This window comes from Streptomyces bugieae, assembly GCF_036352915.1.
GTDB lineage: Bacteria > Actinomycetota > Actinomycetes > Streptomycetales > Streptomycetaceae > Streptomyces > Streptomyces endophytica.
Window position 1 is genome coordinate 99,961 of record NZ_JAZBJP010000008.1, and the last position, 14,322, is coordinate 114,282.

Annotated in this window: 14 protein-coding genes and 1 pseudogene; 12 read left to right on the top strand and 3 right to left on the bottom strand. The window is 71.0% G+C overall.

Annotation, left to right across the window (positions count from 1 at the left end):
* Positions 1-192 precede the first annotated feature (192 nt).
* From V2J85_RS16830 to V2J85_RS16880, 11 genes and pseudogenes are all read left to right on the top strand, one after another.
* A complete protein-coding gene (locus tag V2J85_RS16830; RefSeq protein WP_261952151.1) occupies positions 193-1,056 on the top strand; it encodes a helix-turn-helix transcriptional regulator in 864 nt (287 codons plus the stop codon).
* Positions 1,053-2,474 carry a Fe-S cluster assembly protein SufB gene (gene sufB / locus V2J85_RS16835; RefSeq protein ID WP_261952152.1) on the top strand — a complete coding sequence of 474 codons (1,422 nt, stop codon included), beginning with the start codon at positions 1,053-1,055 and terminating at the stop codon, positions 2,472-2,474. The genes V2J85_RS16830 and sufB overlap by 4 nt, the downstream gene beginning before the upstream one ends.
* A 59-nt stretch (positions 2,475-2,533) precedes the next feature.
* Positions 2,534-3,718, top strand: a complete 1,185-nt coding sequence (gene sufD, locus V2J85_RS16840; RefSeq protein WP_261952153.1) for a Fe-S cluster assembly protein SufD — start codon at positions 2,534-2,536, stop codon at positions 3,716-3,718.
* On the top strand, positions 3,715-4,032 hold the full coding sequence (locus tag V2J85_RS16845) for a non-heme iron oxygenase ferredoxin subunit (protein WP_030411902.1): 318 nt from the start codon (positions 3,715-3,717) through the stop codon (positions 4,030-4,032). The genes sufD and V2J85_RS16845 overlap by 4 nt, the downstream gene beginning before the upstream one ends.
* A gap of 7 nt (positions 4,033-4,039) precedes the next feature.
* Positions 4,040-4,804 (top strand): Fe-S cluster assembly ATPase SufC, encoded by a 765-nt coding sequence (sufC, locus tag V2J85_RS16850; RefSeq protein WP_261952154.1) that lies wholly within the window; start codon positions 4,040-4,042, stop codon positions 4,802-4,804.
* Positions 4,801-6,057, top strand: coding sequence for a cysteine desulfurase (locus V2J85_RS16855; RefSeq protein WP_261952155.1), 1,257 nt, complete (start codon positions 4,801-4,803; stop codon positions 6,055-6,057). The genes sufC and V2J85_RS16855 overlap by 4 nt, the downstream gene beginning before the upstream one ends.
* Positions 6,058-6,094: 37 nt before the next feature.
* The gene (sufU, locus tag V2J85_RS16860; protein WP_261952156.1) at positions 6,095-6,553 is read left to right on the top strand and encodes a Fe-S cluster assembly sulfur transfer protein SufU; all 459 of its coding nucleotides are present in this window, start codon (positions 6,095-6,097) and stop codon (positions 6,551-6,553) included.
* Positions 6,550-6,885, top strand: coding sequence for a metal-sulfur cluster assembly factor (locus V2J85_RS16865; RefSeq protein ID WP_030411906.1), 336 nt, complete (start codon positions 6,550-6,552; stop codon positions 6,883-6,885). The genes sufU and V2J85_RS16865 overlap by 4 nt, the downstream gene beginning before the upstream one ends.
* Before the next feature lie 59 nt (positions 6,886-6,944).
* A pseudogene (locus tag V2J85_RS16870) lies at positions 6,945-7,109 on the top strand (DMT family transporter); the annotation flags it as partial.
* 129 nt (positions 7,110-7,238) lie between these two features.
* The gene (gene dapD, locus V2J85_RS16875; protein WP_261952157.1) at positions 7,239-8,243 is read left to right on the top strand and encodes a 2,3,4,5-tetrahydropyridine-2,6-dicarboxylate N-succinyltransferase; all 1,005 of its coding nucleotides are present in this window, start codon (positions 7,239-7,241) and stop codon (positions 8,241-8,243) included.
* A gap of 154 nt (positions 8,244-8,397) precedes the next feature.
* Positions 8,398-9,333, top strand: coding sequence for an EI24 domain-containing protein (locus tag V2J85_RS16880; protein ID WP_261952158.1), 936 nt, complete (start codon positions 8,398-8,400; stop codon positions 9,331-9,333).
* On the opposite strand, the gene dapA is transcribed toward V2J85_RS16880, so the two are convergent.
* The 3 genes from dapA to V2J85_RS16895 all read right to left on the bottom strand — a co-directional run bounded on the left by dapA (position 9,236) and on the right by V2J85_RS16895 (position 12,505).
* A complete protein-coding gene (gene dapA, locus V2J85_RS16885; RefSeq protein WP_261952159.1) occupies positions 9,236-10,180 on the bottom strand; it encodes a 4-hydroxy-tetrahydrodipicolinate synthase in 945 nt (314 codons plus the stop codon). The two genes, V2J85_RS16880 and dapA, sit on opposite strands and share 98 nt — an antisense overlap.
* Positions 10,181-10,381: 201 nt before the next feature.
* The gene (locus V2J85_RS16890) at positions 10,382-10,531 is read right to left on the bottom strand and encodes a hypothetical protein (RefSeq protein WP_261952160.1); all 150 of its coding nucleotides are present in this window, start codon (positions 10,529-10,531) and stop codon (positions 10,382-10,384) included.
* Positions 10,532-10,666: 135 nt separating this feature from the next.
* Positions 10,667-12,505, bottom strand: coding sequence for an endonuclease/exonuclease/phosphatase family protein (locus V2J85_RS16895; RefSeq protein WP_330822065.1), 1,839 nt, complete (start codon positions 12,503-12,505; stop codon positions 10,667-10,669).
* A 242-nt stretch (positions 12,506-12,747) separates the two neighbouring features.
* On the opposite strand from V2J85_RS16895, the gene V2J85_RS16900 reads away from it, so the two are divergent.
* Positions 12,748-14,241, top strand: coding sequence for a hypothetical protein (locus V2J85_RS16900; RefSeq protein ID WP_261952162.1), 1,494 nt, complete (start codon positions 12,748-12,750; stop codon positions 14,239-14,241).
* The last annotated feature ends 81 nt before the right edge of the window (positions 14,242-14,322 follow it).

Below are 14,322 nucleotides of genomic sequence, written 5' to 3' on the forward strand. Positions count from 1 at the left end.
AGTCTACGAAGAGCGGCCGCACCGTCGTCAGTGGGGGCTCGCCCCGAATTGCGGCCCTTCCGGGCAGGTCGCCGGCCTGATCGTGGGCCAACGGGCAGGGTTGAAATGAGGTGAACCTAAGTGATAGAGGCCACCATCCCGCCATCCGGACCACGCTTGAATCGGTTTGACGAATTACGCAACAATGGCGTTGTGAAATACGCGAGCGAGGATCAGCGAGAGCCCGGGGTCGGCGAGACCGCCGGGCCGGCCGCCTCCGCGCCCGGACGGGACGCCTCGGCGATGCCGGCCCCGCAGGCCGCCCCCGCGTCACACGACGAACAGCAGGGCACCCGCAACAGGGTCGCCCGCTCCATCCTCGACCACGGTCCGTCCACCGCCGCCGAGCTCGCCCTCCGGCTGGAGCTGACCCAGGCCGCCGTCCGCCGGCACCTGGACGCGCTGGTCGCCGAGGGCGTCGTCGAGCCCCGCGAGCAGCGGGTCTACGGCAGCCGCGGCCGCGGCCGCCCGGCCAAGGCCTTCGCCCTCACCGACTGCGGGCGGGACGCCTTCGACCAGGCCTACGACCAGCTCGCCGCCGACGCGCTGCGCTGGATCGCGCAGAGCGCGGGCGGTGGCGAGAAGGGTGAGGCGGCGGTCGCCGCGTTCGCCCGCGCCCGGTTGGCCGCCCAGGCCGAGGGCTACCGCGAGGCGGTCGAGAGCGCCGACCCGGAGGCCCGCACCCAGGCCCTGGCGAAGGCGTTGACCGCGGACGGGTACGCTGCTACGGCGCGCAGCGCCCCCAACCCCCAGCTCGGTGAACAGCTCTGCCAGCACCACTGCCCGGTCGCCCACGTCGCCGAGCGGTACCCGCAGCTGTGCGAGGCGGAGACCGAGGTCTTCTCCCGATTGCTCGGGACCCACGTACAGCGCCTTGCCACCATCGCCCACGGCGACGGGGTGTGCACGACCTTCGTCCCGAAGGCCGGAGCCGGCAAGGCAGCTCACCGCGCCGGTGAGCGCCCCCACAAGACCACGACACCATCTGCAAGCACGGCCGGGAGGAACCCCGCATGACGCTCCCCACGGAGACTGCCCACCCCGAACTCGAGGGTCTGGGCAAGTACGAATACGGCTGGGCCGACTCCGACGTGGCCGGCGCTTCGGCGAAGCGCGGTCTCTCCGAGGACGTCGTCCGTGACATCTCGGCGAAGAAGAACGAGCCGGAGTGGATGCTCAAGCTCCGCCTCAAGGGGCTGAAGCTGTTCGACAAGAAGCCCATGCCGAACTGGGGCTCCGACCTGTCGGGCATCGACTTCGACAACATCAAGTACTTCGTCCGCTCCACCGAGCAGCAGGCCGCCTCCTGGGAGGACCTGCCCGAGGACATCAAGAACACCTACGACAAGCTCGGCATCCCCGAGGCGGAGAAGCAGCGCCTGGTCGCCGGTGTCGCCGCGCAGTACGAGTCCGAGGTCGTCTACCACCAGATCCGCGAGGACCTGGAGGCGCAGGGCGTCATCTTCCTGGACACCGACACCGCGCTGAAGGAGCACCCGGAGCTCTTCCAGGAGTACTTCGGCACGGTCATCCCGGTCGGTGACAACAAGTTCGCGTCGCTGAACACCGCGGTGTGGTCCGGCGGCTCGTTCATCTACGTCCCCAAGGGTGTCCACGTCGACATCCCGCTGCAGGCCTACTTCCGGATCAACACCGAGAACATGGGCCAGTTCGAGCGGACGCTGATCATCGTCGACGAGGACGCCTACGTCCACTACGTCGAGGGCTGCACCGCGCCGATCTACAAGTCGGACTCGCTGCACTCCGCGGTGGTCGAGATCATCGTCAAGAAGGGCGGCCGCTGCCGCTACACGACCATCCAGAACTGGTCGAACAACGTCTACAACCTGGTCACCAAGCGCGCCGTCGCCTACGAGGGCGCGACCATGGAGTGGGTCGACGGCAACCTCGGCTCCAAGGTGACGATGAAGTACCCGGCGGTCTACCTCATGGGCGAGCACGCCAAGGGCGAGACCCTGTCCATCGCCTTCGCCGGCGAGGGCCAGCACCAGGACGCCGGTTCCAAGATGGTCCACATGGCGCCGAACACCTCGTCCAACATCGTCTCCAAGTCGGTGGCGCGCGGTGGCGGCCGGACCTCCTACCGCGGTCTGGTCGAGATCGGCGAGGGCGCCGCGGGCTCCAAGTCCAACGTGCTGTGTGACGCCCTGCTGGTGGACACCATCTCCCGGTCGGACACGTACCCGTACGTCGACGTCCGCGAGGACGACGTCTCCATGGGCCACGAGGCGACCGTCTCCAAGGTCAGCGAGGACCAGCTGTTCTACCTGATGGCCCGCGGTCTGTCGGAGGACGAGGCCATGGCGATGATCGTGCGCGGCTTCGTCGAGCCGATCGCCCGTGAGCTGCCGATGGAGTACGCCCTGGAGCTCAACCGGCTGATCGAGCTGCAGATGGAGGGTGCGGTCGGCTGACCCGGCCCCCCGCAGCGACCGACTCCCAAAGAACGCAGAAAGCGAGCTAGACGACAGCCATGGCTGAGGCTCAGAACATCCCGGCGGGTTCCACGACCACCGGCTCCATCGCGGTGGCCGCGGAGTCCACCGTCGCCACGAGGATGAGCGCCCCGCCGTCCTACGACGTGGCGGACTTCCCGGTGCCGCACGGCCGCGAGGAGGAGTGGCGGTTCACCCCCCTCGCGCGCCTGAAGGGCCTGCACGACGGCTCCGCGGAGGCCGGCGGTCCGGACCTGAAGATCGACATCACCGCTCCCGAGGGCGTCACCCACGAGCTGGTCGACCGCGCCGACCCGCGGGTCGGCAAGGCCGGCAAGCCCGTCGACCGGGTCGCCGCCCAGGCGTACAGCTCGTTCGAGAAGGCCTCGGTGGTCACGGTCCCCAAGGAGACCGTGCTCAGCGAGCCGATCCGGATCGCCGTGCACGGCGAGGGCGGCACGGCCTTCGGCCACCAGGTCATCGAGCTCGGCGCGTTCGCCGAGGCGGTCGTGGTCATCGACCACACCGGTGACGCGGTGCTCGCCGCCAACGTCGACTACCTCCTCGGCGACGGCGCGAAGCTGACCGTCGTCTCCGTCCAGGACTGGGAGGAGTCGGCCGTCCACACCGGCCAGCACAACGCCCTGGTCGGCCGGGACGCCACCTTCAAGTCCGTGGTCGTCACCTTCGGCGGCGACCTCGTCCGCCTGCACCCGCGCGTCACGTACGCCGGCCCCGGCGGCGAGGCCGAGTTCTACGGTCTGTACTTCACCGAGCAGGGCCAGCACCACGAGCACCGCCTGTTCGTCGACCACGAGGCGTCCAACTGCCGCTCGCACGTGACCTACAAGGGCGCGCTGCAGGGCGAGGACGCGCACGCCGTCTGGATCGGCGACGTCCTCATCCGCGCCTCGGCCACCGGCACGGACACCTACGAGCTCAACCGCAACCTCGTCCTCACCGACGGCGCGCGGGTCGACTCGGTGCCCAACCTGGAGATCGAGACCGGTGAGATCGTCGGCGCCGGCCACGCCTCGGCGACCGGCCGCTTCGACGACGAGCAGCTCTTCTACCTGATGGCCCGCGGCATCCCCGCCGAGGAGGCCCGCCGGCTCGTCGTGCGCGGCTTCTTCGCCGAGCTGGTCCAGCAGATCGGCCTGCCGGACGTCGAGGAGCGCCTGATGAGCAAGATCGAGGCCGAGCTGGAAGCGTCCGCGGTATGAGCTACGTACGCGCAGCGGCGCTGAGCGAGCTGGAGGAGGACACCCCCAAGCGGGTGGAGATCGACGGCACGCCCATCTCGCTGGTCCGCACCGAGGGCGAGGTGTTCGCGATCAACGACATCTGCTCGCACGCGAACGTCTCCCTCTCCGAGGGCGAGGTCGAGGACTGCTCGATCGAGTGCTGGCTGCACGGTTCGAGCTTCGACCTGCGCACCGGCAAGCCGTCCGGCCTCCCCGCGACGCGCCCCGTCCCCGTATACCCCGTAAAGATCGAAGGGGACGACGTGCTCGTCTCCGTCACCCAGGAGTCCTGAGTCACCCATGGCAACGCTTGAGATCCACGACCTGCACGTCTCCGTCGAGGCCGAGAACGGTCCGCGCGAGATCCTGAAGGGCGTCGACCTGACCGTGAAGCAGGGCGAGACGCACGCCATCATGGGCCCCAACGGCTCCGGCAAGTCGACCCTCGCCTACTCGCTCGCGGGTCACCCCAAGTACACGATCACCGGCGGCACCGTCAGCCTCGACGGCGAGGACGTCCTTGAGATGTCCGTCGACGAGCGCGCCCGGGCCGGCGTCTTCCTCGCCATGCAGTACCCGGTCGAGGTCCCCGGTGTCTCCGTCTCCAACTTCCTGCGCACCTCCGCCACCGCGATCCGCGGTGAGGCCCCCAAGCTGCGGCTGTGGGTCAAGGAGGTCAAGGAGGCCATGGAGCGCCTCCAGATGGACCCCTCCTTCGCCGAGCGGAACGTCAACGAGGGCTTCTCCGGCGGTGAGAAGAAGCGCCACGAGATCCTCCAGCTGGAGCTGCTCAAGCCGGCCATCGCGATCCTCGACGAGACCGACTCCGGTCTGGACGTCGACGCGCTGCGCATCGTCTCCGAGGGTGTCAACCGCATCCGCGAGACCGGCCAGGTCGGCACCCTGCTGATCACTCACTACACGCGCATCCTGCGCTACATCAAGCCCGACCACGTCCACGTCTTCGCCAACGGGCGGATCGCCGAGTCCGGCGGCCCGGAGCTGGCGGACAAGCTGGAGGCCGAGGGCTACGAGGCATACGTGAAGGGTGGTACGACCGCGTGACACAGCTGCCGGGCCTCCTCGACACAGAGGCGATCCGTAAGGACTTCCCCCTCCTGGACCGCCAGGTCCACGACGGCCGGAAGATCGTGTACCTGGACAACGCGGCGACCTCGCAGAAGCCGCGTCAGGTCCTCGATGCCCTGAACGCCTACTACGAACGTCACAACGCCAACGTCCACCGCGGCGTGCATGTGCTCGCCGAGGAGGCCACGGCGCTGTACGAAGGCGCCCGCGACAAGGTCGCCGCCTTCATCAACGCGCCCAGCCGCGACGAGGTGATCTTCACCAAGAACGCCTCGGAGTCGCTCAACCTCGTGGCGAACATGCTCGGCTGGGCCGACGAGCCCTACCGCGTGGACCGCGAGACCGAGATCGTCATCACGGAGATGGAGCACCACTCCAACATCGTTCCGTGGCAGCTGCTCTCGCAGCGCACGGGTGCGCAGCTGAAGTGGTTCGGCCTGACCGACGACGGCCGCCTGGACCTGACGAACATCGAAGAGGTCATCACCGAGCGGACGAAGATCGTTTCGTTCACGCTGGTCTCCAACCTCCTGGGCACCTTCAACCCGGTCGAGACGATCATCCGCCGGGCCCAGGAGGTCGGCGCGCTGGTCTGCATCGACGCCTCGCAGGCCGCCCCGCACATGGTGCTGGACGTGCAGGCGCTGCAGGCCGACTTCGTGGCCTTCACCGGCCACAAGATGTGCGGCCCGACCGGCATCGGCGTGCTCTGGGGCCGCCAGGAGCTGCTGGAGGACCTGCCCCCGTTCCTGGGCGGCGGCGAGATGATCGAGACGGTGTCCATGCACTCCTCGACCTACGCGCCGGCGCCGCACAAGTTCGAGGCCGGTACGCCCCCGATCGCCCAGGCCGTCGGCCTCGGCGCGGCCGTGGACTACCTCTCCTCGATCGGCATGGACAAGATCGCCGCCCATGAGCACGTGATCACGGAGTACGCCGTCAAGCGGCTGCTGGAGGTCCCCGACCTGCGGATCATCGGCCCGAGCTCGGCCGAGGACCGCGGGGCGACGATCTCCTTCACGCTCGGCGACATCCACCCGCACGACGTCGGGCAGGTCCTGGACGAGCAGGGGATCGCGGTCCGGGTGGGCCACCACTGCGCCCGCCCCGTGTGCCTGCGCTACGGAATTCCCGCGACCACGCGAGCGTCGTTCTATCTGTACTCCACCCCGGCCGAGGTCGACGCCCTGGTCGACGGCCTGGAGCACGTGCGGAACTTTTTCGGATGACCACGCACAGCGGATGAGGACGAGGACTGACTGAGCCGTGAAGCTGGATTCCATGTACCAGGACGTCATCCTGGACCACTACAAGCACCCCCATGGGCGCGGTCTTCGGGACGGCGACGCCGAGGTGCACCACGTCAACCCGACCTGCGGCGACGAGATCACGCTGCGGGTCCGGCTCGACGGCGCGACGATTGAGGATGTGTCCTACGAGGGGCAGGGCTGCTCGATCAGCCAGGCCAGTGCGTCGGTGCTCAATGACCTCCTGGTCGGCAAGGAGCTCGGTGAGGCGCAGAAGATCCAGGAGATGTTCCTGGAGCTGATGCAGTCCAAGGGCCAGGTGGAGCCGGATGACGCCATGGAGGAGGTGCTGGAGGACGCGGTGGCGTTCGCCGGCGTCTCCAAGTACCCGGCGCGCGTGAAGTGCGCCCTGCTGAGCTGGATGGCCTGGAAGGACGCCACGGCCAAGGCCCTCTCCGAGGAGGCGAAGACCGCATGACCGACACCCCGACCACCACGAAGCCGGCCTCCGAGGAAGAGGTCCGCGAGGCGCTGTACGACGTCGTCGACCCCGAGCTGGGCATCGACGTCGTCAACCTCGGGCTGATCTACGGCATCCACATCGACGACGCCAACATCGCCACCGTCGACATGACGCTGACGTCCGCGGCCTGCCCGCTGACCGACGTCATCGAGGACCAGGCGAAGTCCGCCACGGACGGGATCGTCAGCGAGCTGAAGATCAACTGGGTCTGGATGCCCCCGTGGGGCCCGGACAAGATCACCGACGACGGCCGCGAGCAGCTCCGCGCGCTCGGCTTCAACGTCTGATCGGGACCTGACCGGACCCGCACGTCGCGGGTCCGCGCGCACAGCACGGCCGTGATTGCGTGACGACCGGCACCGCGTACGCCATCTGGGCCGGCGTCGGGACCGCGCTGATCGCGGCCATCGGCATGGTGTTCCTGGGGGAGAGCACCAGCGCGCTGAAGGTCCTCGGGGTGCTGCTGGTGATCGCCGGTGTCGTGGTGCTGAACCTGGACGGGGCGCACTGACGAAAGCGGCCCCGCGGCCGGCCACGGACTGGTGCGGCCCTACGAAGCGGGTTGTGCGACCGTACGGGCCGGGCCCGAGAGGTGAGACCGGTTCGCCTCGCCGGGCGACCTCCGGTTAGGTTTTCCAGCATGACCGATGCTGCTACCTCCTCCCGCACCACCGGCGCCGTCGCCGCCGGGCTCGCCACCGTCGCCTCCGACGGCACCGTTCTCGACACCTGGTTCCCGGCCCCCGAGCTGGTGACCGTGACCGCCGAGGGCCCCGGCCCGGCCGGCACCGAGCGCCTGGACGACGAGCGCGCCACCGACCTGCTGGGCCCGGCCGTCCTCAAGGCGATCGGCCCCGACCCGGTCCGCGAGGTCGAGGTCGTGGCCGTCCGCACGGTCATCGCCTCGCTCGACGACAAGCCGCTGGACGCGCACGACGCCTACCTGCGTCTGCACCTGCTCAGCCACCGCCTGGTCAAGCCGCACGGCCAGAACCTCGAAGGCATCTTCGGCGCGCTGGCGAACGTCGCCTGGACCTCGCTGGGCCCGGTGCCGGTGGACCGGCTGGAGACGGTGCGGCTGAACGCCCGCGCCGAGGGGCTCCACCTCGCGGTCACCAGCGTCGACAAGTTCCCGCGGATGACCGACTACGTCGCGCCCGCCGGGGTGCGGATCGCCGACGCCGACCGGGTCCGCCTCGGCGCCCACCTCGCCGCCGGCACCACCGTCATGCACGAGGGCTTCGTCAACTTCAACGCCGGGACGCTCGGCACCTCCATGATCGAGGGCCGGATCAGCGCCGGCGTGGTCATCGGCGACGGCTCCGACATCGGCGGCGGCGCCTCCACGATGGGCACCCTCTCGGGCGGCGGCAAGCAGATCATCTCGATCGGTGAACGCTGCCTGCTCGGCGCCGAGTCCGGTATCGGCATCGCCCTGGGCGACGAGTGCGTCGTCGAGGCCGGTCTGTACGTCACCGCGGGCACCCGGGTCACCCTGCCCGACGGCCAGATCGTCAAGGCCCTGGAGCTGTCCGGCGCGGACAACATCCTCTTCCGCCGCAACTCCACCACCGGCGCCGTCGAGGCCCGCCCGAACAAGGCGACCTGGGGCGGCCTGAACGAGATCCTGCACAGCCACAACTGACGGCCGGACTCCGGCTGACGGCCCGGCCCCCCCACGGGGCGGTGGCGCACCTCGGTGAGCGGAGGGCGGCCCGGCGGACACCTTTCCGCGGGGCCGCCCTCCCGTTCGTACCCGCCCCGTCCCCGCCCCGCCGGGCACCCTCTAGGCTTGCGCCATGCGTGATCTTGTAGCGGGGATGCGGTATCTGGGCGAGGGCCAGCGCTGGGTTGCCCGGCACGGCCGGTGGTGGGGGTTCGGGCTGATCCCGGCGCTGATCGCGCTGGTGCTCTACGCCGGGGTGCTCACCGCGCTGGCCATCTGGTCCGGCGACGTCGCCGCCTGGGCGACGCCGTTCGCCGACGACTGGGGCTCGCCCTGGCAGGGGCTGCTGCGCGGGGTGTTCGTGGCGCTGCTGCTGGCCGGCGGGCTGACGCTGTCGGTGCTGACCTTCACGGCGGTCACCCTGCTGATCGGCGACCCGTTCTACGAGTCGCTCTCGGAGCAGGTCGAGGAGAGCGAGGGGTACTGCCCGCCCGGCCCGGACCGGCCGCTGTGGCGGGAGATCGCGCTCGCCCTGCGCGACAGCGTCCATGTGCTGCTGCGCGCGGCCGGCTTCGGCGTCCTGCTGTTCGTCCTCGGCTTCGTGCCCTTCCTCGGCCAGACCGTGGTGCCCGCGATCGGCTTCTGCGTCTCCGGGTTCTTCCTCACCGTCGAGCTGACCGCGGTGGCGATGCAGCGCCGGGACGTCCCGGTGCGCGCCCGACTGCGGCACCTGCGCGGGCGGAAGGCGCTCGCGGTCGGCTTCGGCACCCCGCTCGTGCTGCTCTTCCTGATCCCGTTCCTCGCCGTCGTCCTCATGCCGGGCGCGGTGGCCGGCGCGACGCTGCTGGTGCGGGACCTGCTGCCGGACGAGAACGGGCACGGGGACCGGGACGGGAACACGGACCGGGGCGCGGACGGGGCCGCGGGCCGGGGCGAGGGTGCGGCCCCGGCCGGCGTCGGCCCGTACCCGGCTAGCCCGGTACCCCCGCCGGCACCGCACTTTCCCGAGCCTCCGCGTCCGCAGTCCGGTCCAGGGCAGTCCGCAGGGCGTCCACCAGCCGGCTGGTGAGCGCGGCGTCCGCGTCCAGCAGGGGGCCGCGGACCGGCCCGGCCGGCAGCCCGAGGTGCGCCAGCAGCGCCTTCACGGCGACCGTGCCGGGCGTCCCGGATCCGGTCACCGCCTCGATGAGCGGGATCAGGGCGAGCTGGCGGCGGGCCGCGCCGGCGGTGTCGCCCGCGTCGTGGGCGTCGAGCACCGCCCGCACCGCGCGCGGCGCCACATTGCCGGCCGTGCTGACGCAGCCGGCGCCACCCAGCGCGCGCAGCGGCAGGATCTGCTCGTCGGAGCCGGCGTAGTACGCGAGGTCCGTCGCGGCCAGTACCTTCGCCGACTTCAGCAGGTCGTTGCCGCAGTCCTTGACCGCCGCGATCCGCGGGTGGCCGGCCAGCCGCAGCAGGGTGTCCGCGGCCAGCGCGGTGCCGGTGCGGCCGGGGATGTCGTAGAGCATCACCGGCAGCCCGGTGGCGTCCGCGACCGTGCGCAGATGGTGCGCGACGGCCTCCTGCGGGGGCCGCGAGTAGTACGGGGTGACCACCAACAGGCCGTGCGCGCCCGCCCGTTCGGCGGCGCGGGCCAGTTCGACGGTGTGCCGGGTGTCGCTGGTGCCGACCCCGGCGGTGATCCACGCCCGGTCGCCGACCGCCTCGGCGACGGCCCGCAGCAGGGTCTCCTTCTCGGCGTCCGAGGTGGTGGGGGACTCGCCGGTGGTGCCGCTGAGGACCAGGGCGTCACAGCCGCCCTCGTCGACGAGCCGGGTGGCGAGCCGCTGGGCGCCGTCCGGGTCCAGTTCCCCGTCGGCGGTGAACGGGGTGACCATGGCGACCGCGGTACGGCCGAAGGGGGTGGGGTTCTCCATGCCGGAAGTGTGAAGGCCCATCATCTTTCACGTCCACTTAGTTGTTCTTTTACGATTCTTAAGTGATGCCATGTAGTTGATGGCTTGATGGATTGCCGCGTGACGGCTGGGGCGCCGCGTCCGCCGGTGGTTCCGCACCCGCGAAACGCGGGGCGGCCGCCGCACCTCTCGGTGCGACGGCCGCCGGGCTGCTGAGGCCCATCACGCGTCAGTCAGGCCATTCCGCGAACGCTTCAGGTCCTGGGTCCGCTCGGACGCGGACTCCTCCGACGACTTCGGCTTCCGCTGGTCGGAGCGCCGCTCCGCGGCACGGTCCTTGTTGCCCGACTTACGGTTCTGCGCCTTCGGCATGATGACTCCCTATGTCTCGCCGAATGTTTCTTACGTAGCCAGTACCGCACCCCTGGCCGCGAACGGCGCCCGGACGTGGGCCAGTGGAGTGACGGACGGGTCACGCGCGGTGACGGGAGGGCGGGAGTCCGGGCCTCACGGCTTGATCCGCAGCACCTGCGGATCGTGGTCGCTGGCCTGGTCGGCGTACTCGGCGTTGATGTGCACGATGTCGTAGTCCGGCCTGGTCAGGTGGCGGCTGGTGAGCATGTGGTCGAGCACCTGCGAATTGCCGCTGTAGACGTAGCCGTAGCGCTCCGCGGCCGGCAGCCCCTTCACCAGGTCCGTCAGGACGCCACCGGCGGTGAGGTTCTTCAGGGCCGGCGAGAACTGGTAGTCGTTGAGGTCACCGGCCACCACCACGTCCGCCTCGGGATCCTTGGCCAGCAGGTCCTTGACGAAGGCGTTCACCAGCTTCGCCTGGGCGGTGCGCTGGGTCTCCGAGGAGCGGACCGGGGGCTGGAAACGGCTGTCCAGGCCCTGGTCGCCGCCCTTGGAGTTGAAGTGGTTGGCGATCACGAAGATCCGGCTGCCCGGACGGCTCTTGAGCGAGAACTGCCCGGCCAGCGGCTTGCGGCTGGTCTTCCACGCCGGGTCGGCCGGCGCGATCCGGCCCGGGGAGGCGGACAGCGCGGCCCGGCCGTGGTCACCGACCACCGTGACCGGGGTGGTGGCGTCGCCGCCCTTGACGTCCGTGAAGGACACCCGCGCCGGGTTGAACAGGAACGCCGTCCGGATGTTGCCGCCCGGCTGGCCGCCGTCCTGGTCGTTGACCGGGTCGATCTGCCGCCACGCGTACGCCGGGCCGCCGGCCGCCTTGATCGCGTCGGTGAGCTTCTTGAGGGTGCTGCCGGCGGTGACCGTGCCGTCGTCCTTGGCGCCGCTGTCGTCCTGGACCTCCTCCAGGGCCACGACGTCCGGGGCCGCCAGGTTGTGCACCAGCGCCCTGGCCAGCCGGTCGAACTTCGCCTGCGGGTTGTCCGGCGCGAGGTTCTCGACGTTGTACGTGGCCACCGCCAGCTCGCCGGACTTCTGCTTGCGGGTGTTCTCCGGCGCCGGGCCGTGGCCGGTGAGCTTGCCCAGTTCGGTGGCCTGGAGGGTGTAGCCGCCGAAGTTGTCGTAGTCCAGCGGCCCGGCCGTGGTGCCCGCCAGGGTGTCGCCGACGTCGGCCACCGGGAACGGCGTCTGCGAGAAGGGGATCAGCGAACCCACCTTCACCCGGCCGCCGTTGGGGTCCGCGTACGAGCGGTAGAGGGTGCCGCCGCGCGGTGTGCGGTTGTGGCCCGGCTCGGCGGTCACCCACAGCTCGTGGTACTTGTTCGTCGGGCCGACGACCCGGGCGCCGCCGACCGCGACCCGCATGCCCTCCAGCGACTCGTAGCGGTCCAGCGCGTAACTGCCGGGGCGCAGCTTCAGCGACTCGATGCTCTTGCCGCCCGCGTCCGGGGCGTAACGATCCGGCACCGAGCCGGCGTTGAGCGTGAAGGCGGCCGGCAGCGGGTTGCCCGAGGAGCCGGTCTTCCAGGTCGCCTTGGTGATCTCGGTGACGGACTGCAGGCCGGCGTCCTTGCCGCCCGGGTAGTACTCGCTGACCGTGCCGGAGAACGTGATCGCGTCACCGACCGAGACCTGCGGGGTCTCCTTGCCGGTGTAGACGAAGACCGCCTCGCTGGTGGCCGGGTCGTCGTCCGGGTGCGGGTCCTGCACCCAGAAGCCGCGCGAGGAGCCGAACGCCCGGACGGCGGTGACCGTACCGGGGACGTCGCTGACCTGCTTCCCGGCCAGCGGGGATATTCGGGTGCTGCCCTGGATGTCGTGGATCCGGGTGCCGGCCGCCGAGGCGGACTGGGTGGCGGTCAGCAGTCCGCCGGCGAGGGCGGCCGCGGCCACCGCGCCGAGGGCGGCTGGTCTGCGGAGCGGACGACGGGACGGCATGCATGCCTCCGAGGGAGATGGGGGGTGGAAGGGTGTGTGCGGAGCCGGACCGGCGTCACGCTACGCGCGTCAATCTCTTGTGCGGGCAAGGGAGTTGTCAAGGTTCTGCCGGTGACCGATGGGCGGCGCGGGGGTGAACCGCCCGAGATACGGAGAATTCCGTCTACGCTGGGCGGCGCACTTCCCCAGCCAGCGCTGGGAGGTACCCCAGCCGTAGTCCGTTCCGAGGAGCTGAGCACCCGATGTCCGCAGACCGCCCCACCCTGCCGCCGGTGCGGCTGCTCTCCGAAGCGGAACTGGCCCGGGACGCGCTCAGCGCCCCCCTGATGTCCCGGGCCGTCCGGCTCGCCCGCTGGGCCGAGCGGGGCGTCCCGGTCGGCGCGGGCGGGGAGATCCTCGACGACGCGCTGGCCGCCGCCACCGAGCACCTCGGCCTGAGCGCCGACGAGGACGGCCCCGCCTACACCGCCGAGGCGTGGCAGCTCGCGGTGGACACCGGCCTGGTCGAGATCGAGGAGATCGACGGGACGGCCGAGGACGGGGCCGGGGAGGCCGACGACGCCGCGGTCGGCACCGCCACCCCCGGCGAGGAGCTCGCCCTGCTCACCTCCGGCAGCCCGCAGGACGTCCTCGACATCTGGCTGTCCGGCATGGAGACCGTGCTCGCCGACGCGGCCGCCCCCGACCTCGCCGATCTCGCCGACCAGCTCGCCGAGGGCGGTGAGCTGGACCTGGACGCCCTGGACTGGAACCCGGAGGAGGAGGCCGAGCTGCTCGACGGCATCCTCGGCAACCTCTACCTGCTCACCGCCCTGGCCGAGGGTCCCGACCGGGACGTCCCGCTGCCCGCGCTGGCCGCCTCCATGATCGTCCCGGACGACATGGACGAGCCCACCGACGACGTCCTCGAAGAGGTCTCCGAGGCGATGATGCGCCTGGACGACCAGTTCCGGGTGCTGGAGCCGATCGGCCTGGTCGCGTACCGGCCGGTCGACGAGGCGCTCATCGAGGAACTGGACGAGGACGGCGAGACGGTCAGGGCGGCCGAACCGCTCACCGACGAGGACGTCTCCCGTTACGGCCTGGTCCGCCTCACCCCGCTCGGCGTCTACGCGGTCCGCGCCCGGCTGCTGGACGCGGGCGCCGACGCCCCGGCGGTCGGCGACCTCACCGGCAAGGGCGCCGACGTCCTCCTCGACGCGCTGCCCGACTACCCCGAGGCGCACGCCCAGGCCGAGTCCGAGCAGTGGCTCGCCGCCCGCGGCCCGCTGGACGCCGCCCGCGAGCTGCTCGGCGCCGCCCGCGGCGACGACGAGGGCGCTCCGCGCCGCCGGCTCGCCGCCCAGCAGACCCTCTCGCTGGTCGCCCCGGACGCCGAGGCCGCGCTGCGCGAGGTGCTCGACGACCGGCAGCTGGGCGGTCTGGCCCGGGTGTGGCTGGCCGAGCGCGGGCTGCCCGGCATCCCCGAGCCGTCCCAGGACATGATCTTCTGGCTGACGGTCGACACCATCGCCGCCCAGCTGGCCGGCGCGGACGAGGGCGCCGAGGCCGAGTTGCGGGACCTGGTCCAGGGCCTGACCGAGCAGCACAGCGGCTTCTTCGACGCCGTCTGGCGGGTGGACCACCCGGCCACCGCCGACGTCCTGGAGGCCATGGGCCGGCTGCACCCGGACAAGAAGGCCGCCAAGGAGGCCCGCAAGGCCGCGTTCAAGGCGCGCTCCCGGCAGTCGCACTGAAGTGAGCTCCGCGGGGCCGGTCCGCGGGCGGGATCCCCGCCCCCGGACCGGCCCCAACTGCTTCCTGGATGTCGCGCCGCG

Coding starts and splice junctions, on each gene's coding strand:
- sufB (WP_261952152.1), top strand. CDS start 1,053: ATGACGCTCCCCACGGAGACTGCCCACCCCGAACTCGAGGGTCTGGGC.
- sufD (WP_261952153.1), top strand. CDS start 2,534: ATGGCTGAGGCTCAGAACATCCCGGCGGGTTCCACGACCACCGGCTCC.
- V2J85_RS16845 (WP_030411902.1), top strand. CDS start 3,715: ATGAGCTACGTACGCGCAGCGGCGCTGAGCGAGCTGGAGGAGGACACC.
- sufC (WP_261952154.1), top strand. CDS start 4,040: ATGGCAACGCTTGAGATCCACGACCTGCACGTCTCCGTCGAGGCCGAG.
- V2J85_RS16865 (WP_030411906.1), top strand. CDS start 6,550: ATGACCGACACCCCGACCACCACGAAGCCGGCCTCCGAGGAAGAGGTC.
- dapD (WP_261952157.1), top strand. CDS start 7,239: ATGACCGATGCTGCTACCTCCTCCCGCACCACCGGCGCCGTCGCCGCC.
- V2J85_RS16880 (WP_261952158.1), top strand. CDS start 8,398: ATGCGTGATCTTGTAGCGGGGATGCGGTATCTGGGCGAGGGCCAGCGC.
- dapA (WP_261952159.1), bottom strand. CDS start 10,180: ATGGAGAACCCCACCCCCTTCGGCCGTACCGCGGTCGCCATGGTCACC.
- V2J85_RS16890 (WP_261952160.1), bottom strand. CDS start 10,531: ATGCCGAAGGCGCAGAACCGTAAGTCGGGCAACAAGGACCGTGCCGCG.
- V2J85_RS16895 (WP_330822065.1), bottom strand. CDS start 12,505: ATGCCGTCCCGTCGTCCGCTCCGCAGACCAGCCGCCCTCGGCGCGGTG.
- V2J85_RS16900 (WP_261952162.1), top strand. CDS start 12,748: ATGTCCGCAGACCGCCCCACCCTGCCGCCGGTGCGGCTGCTCTCCGAA.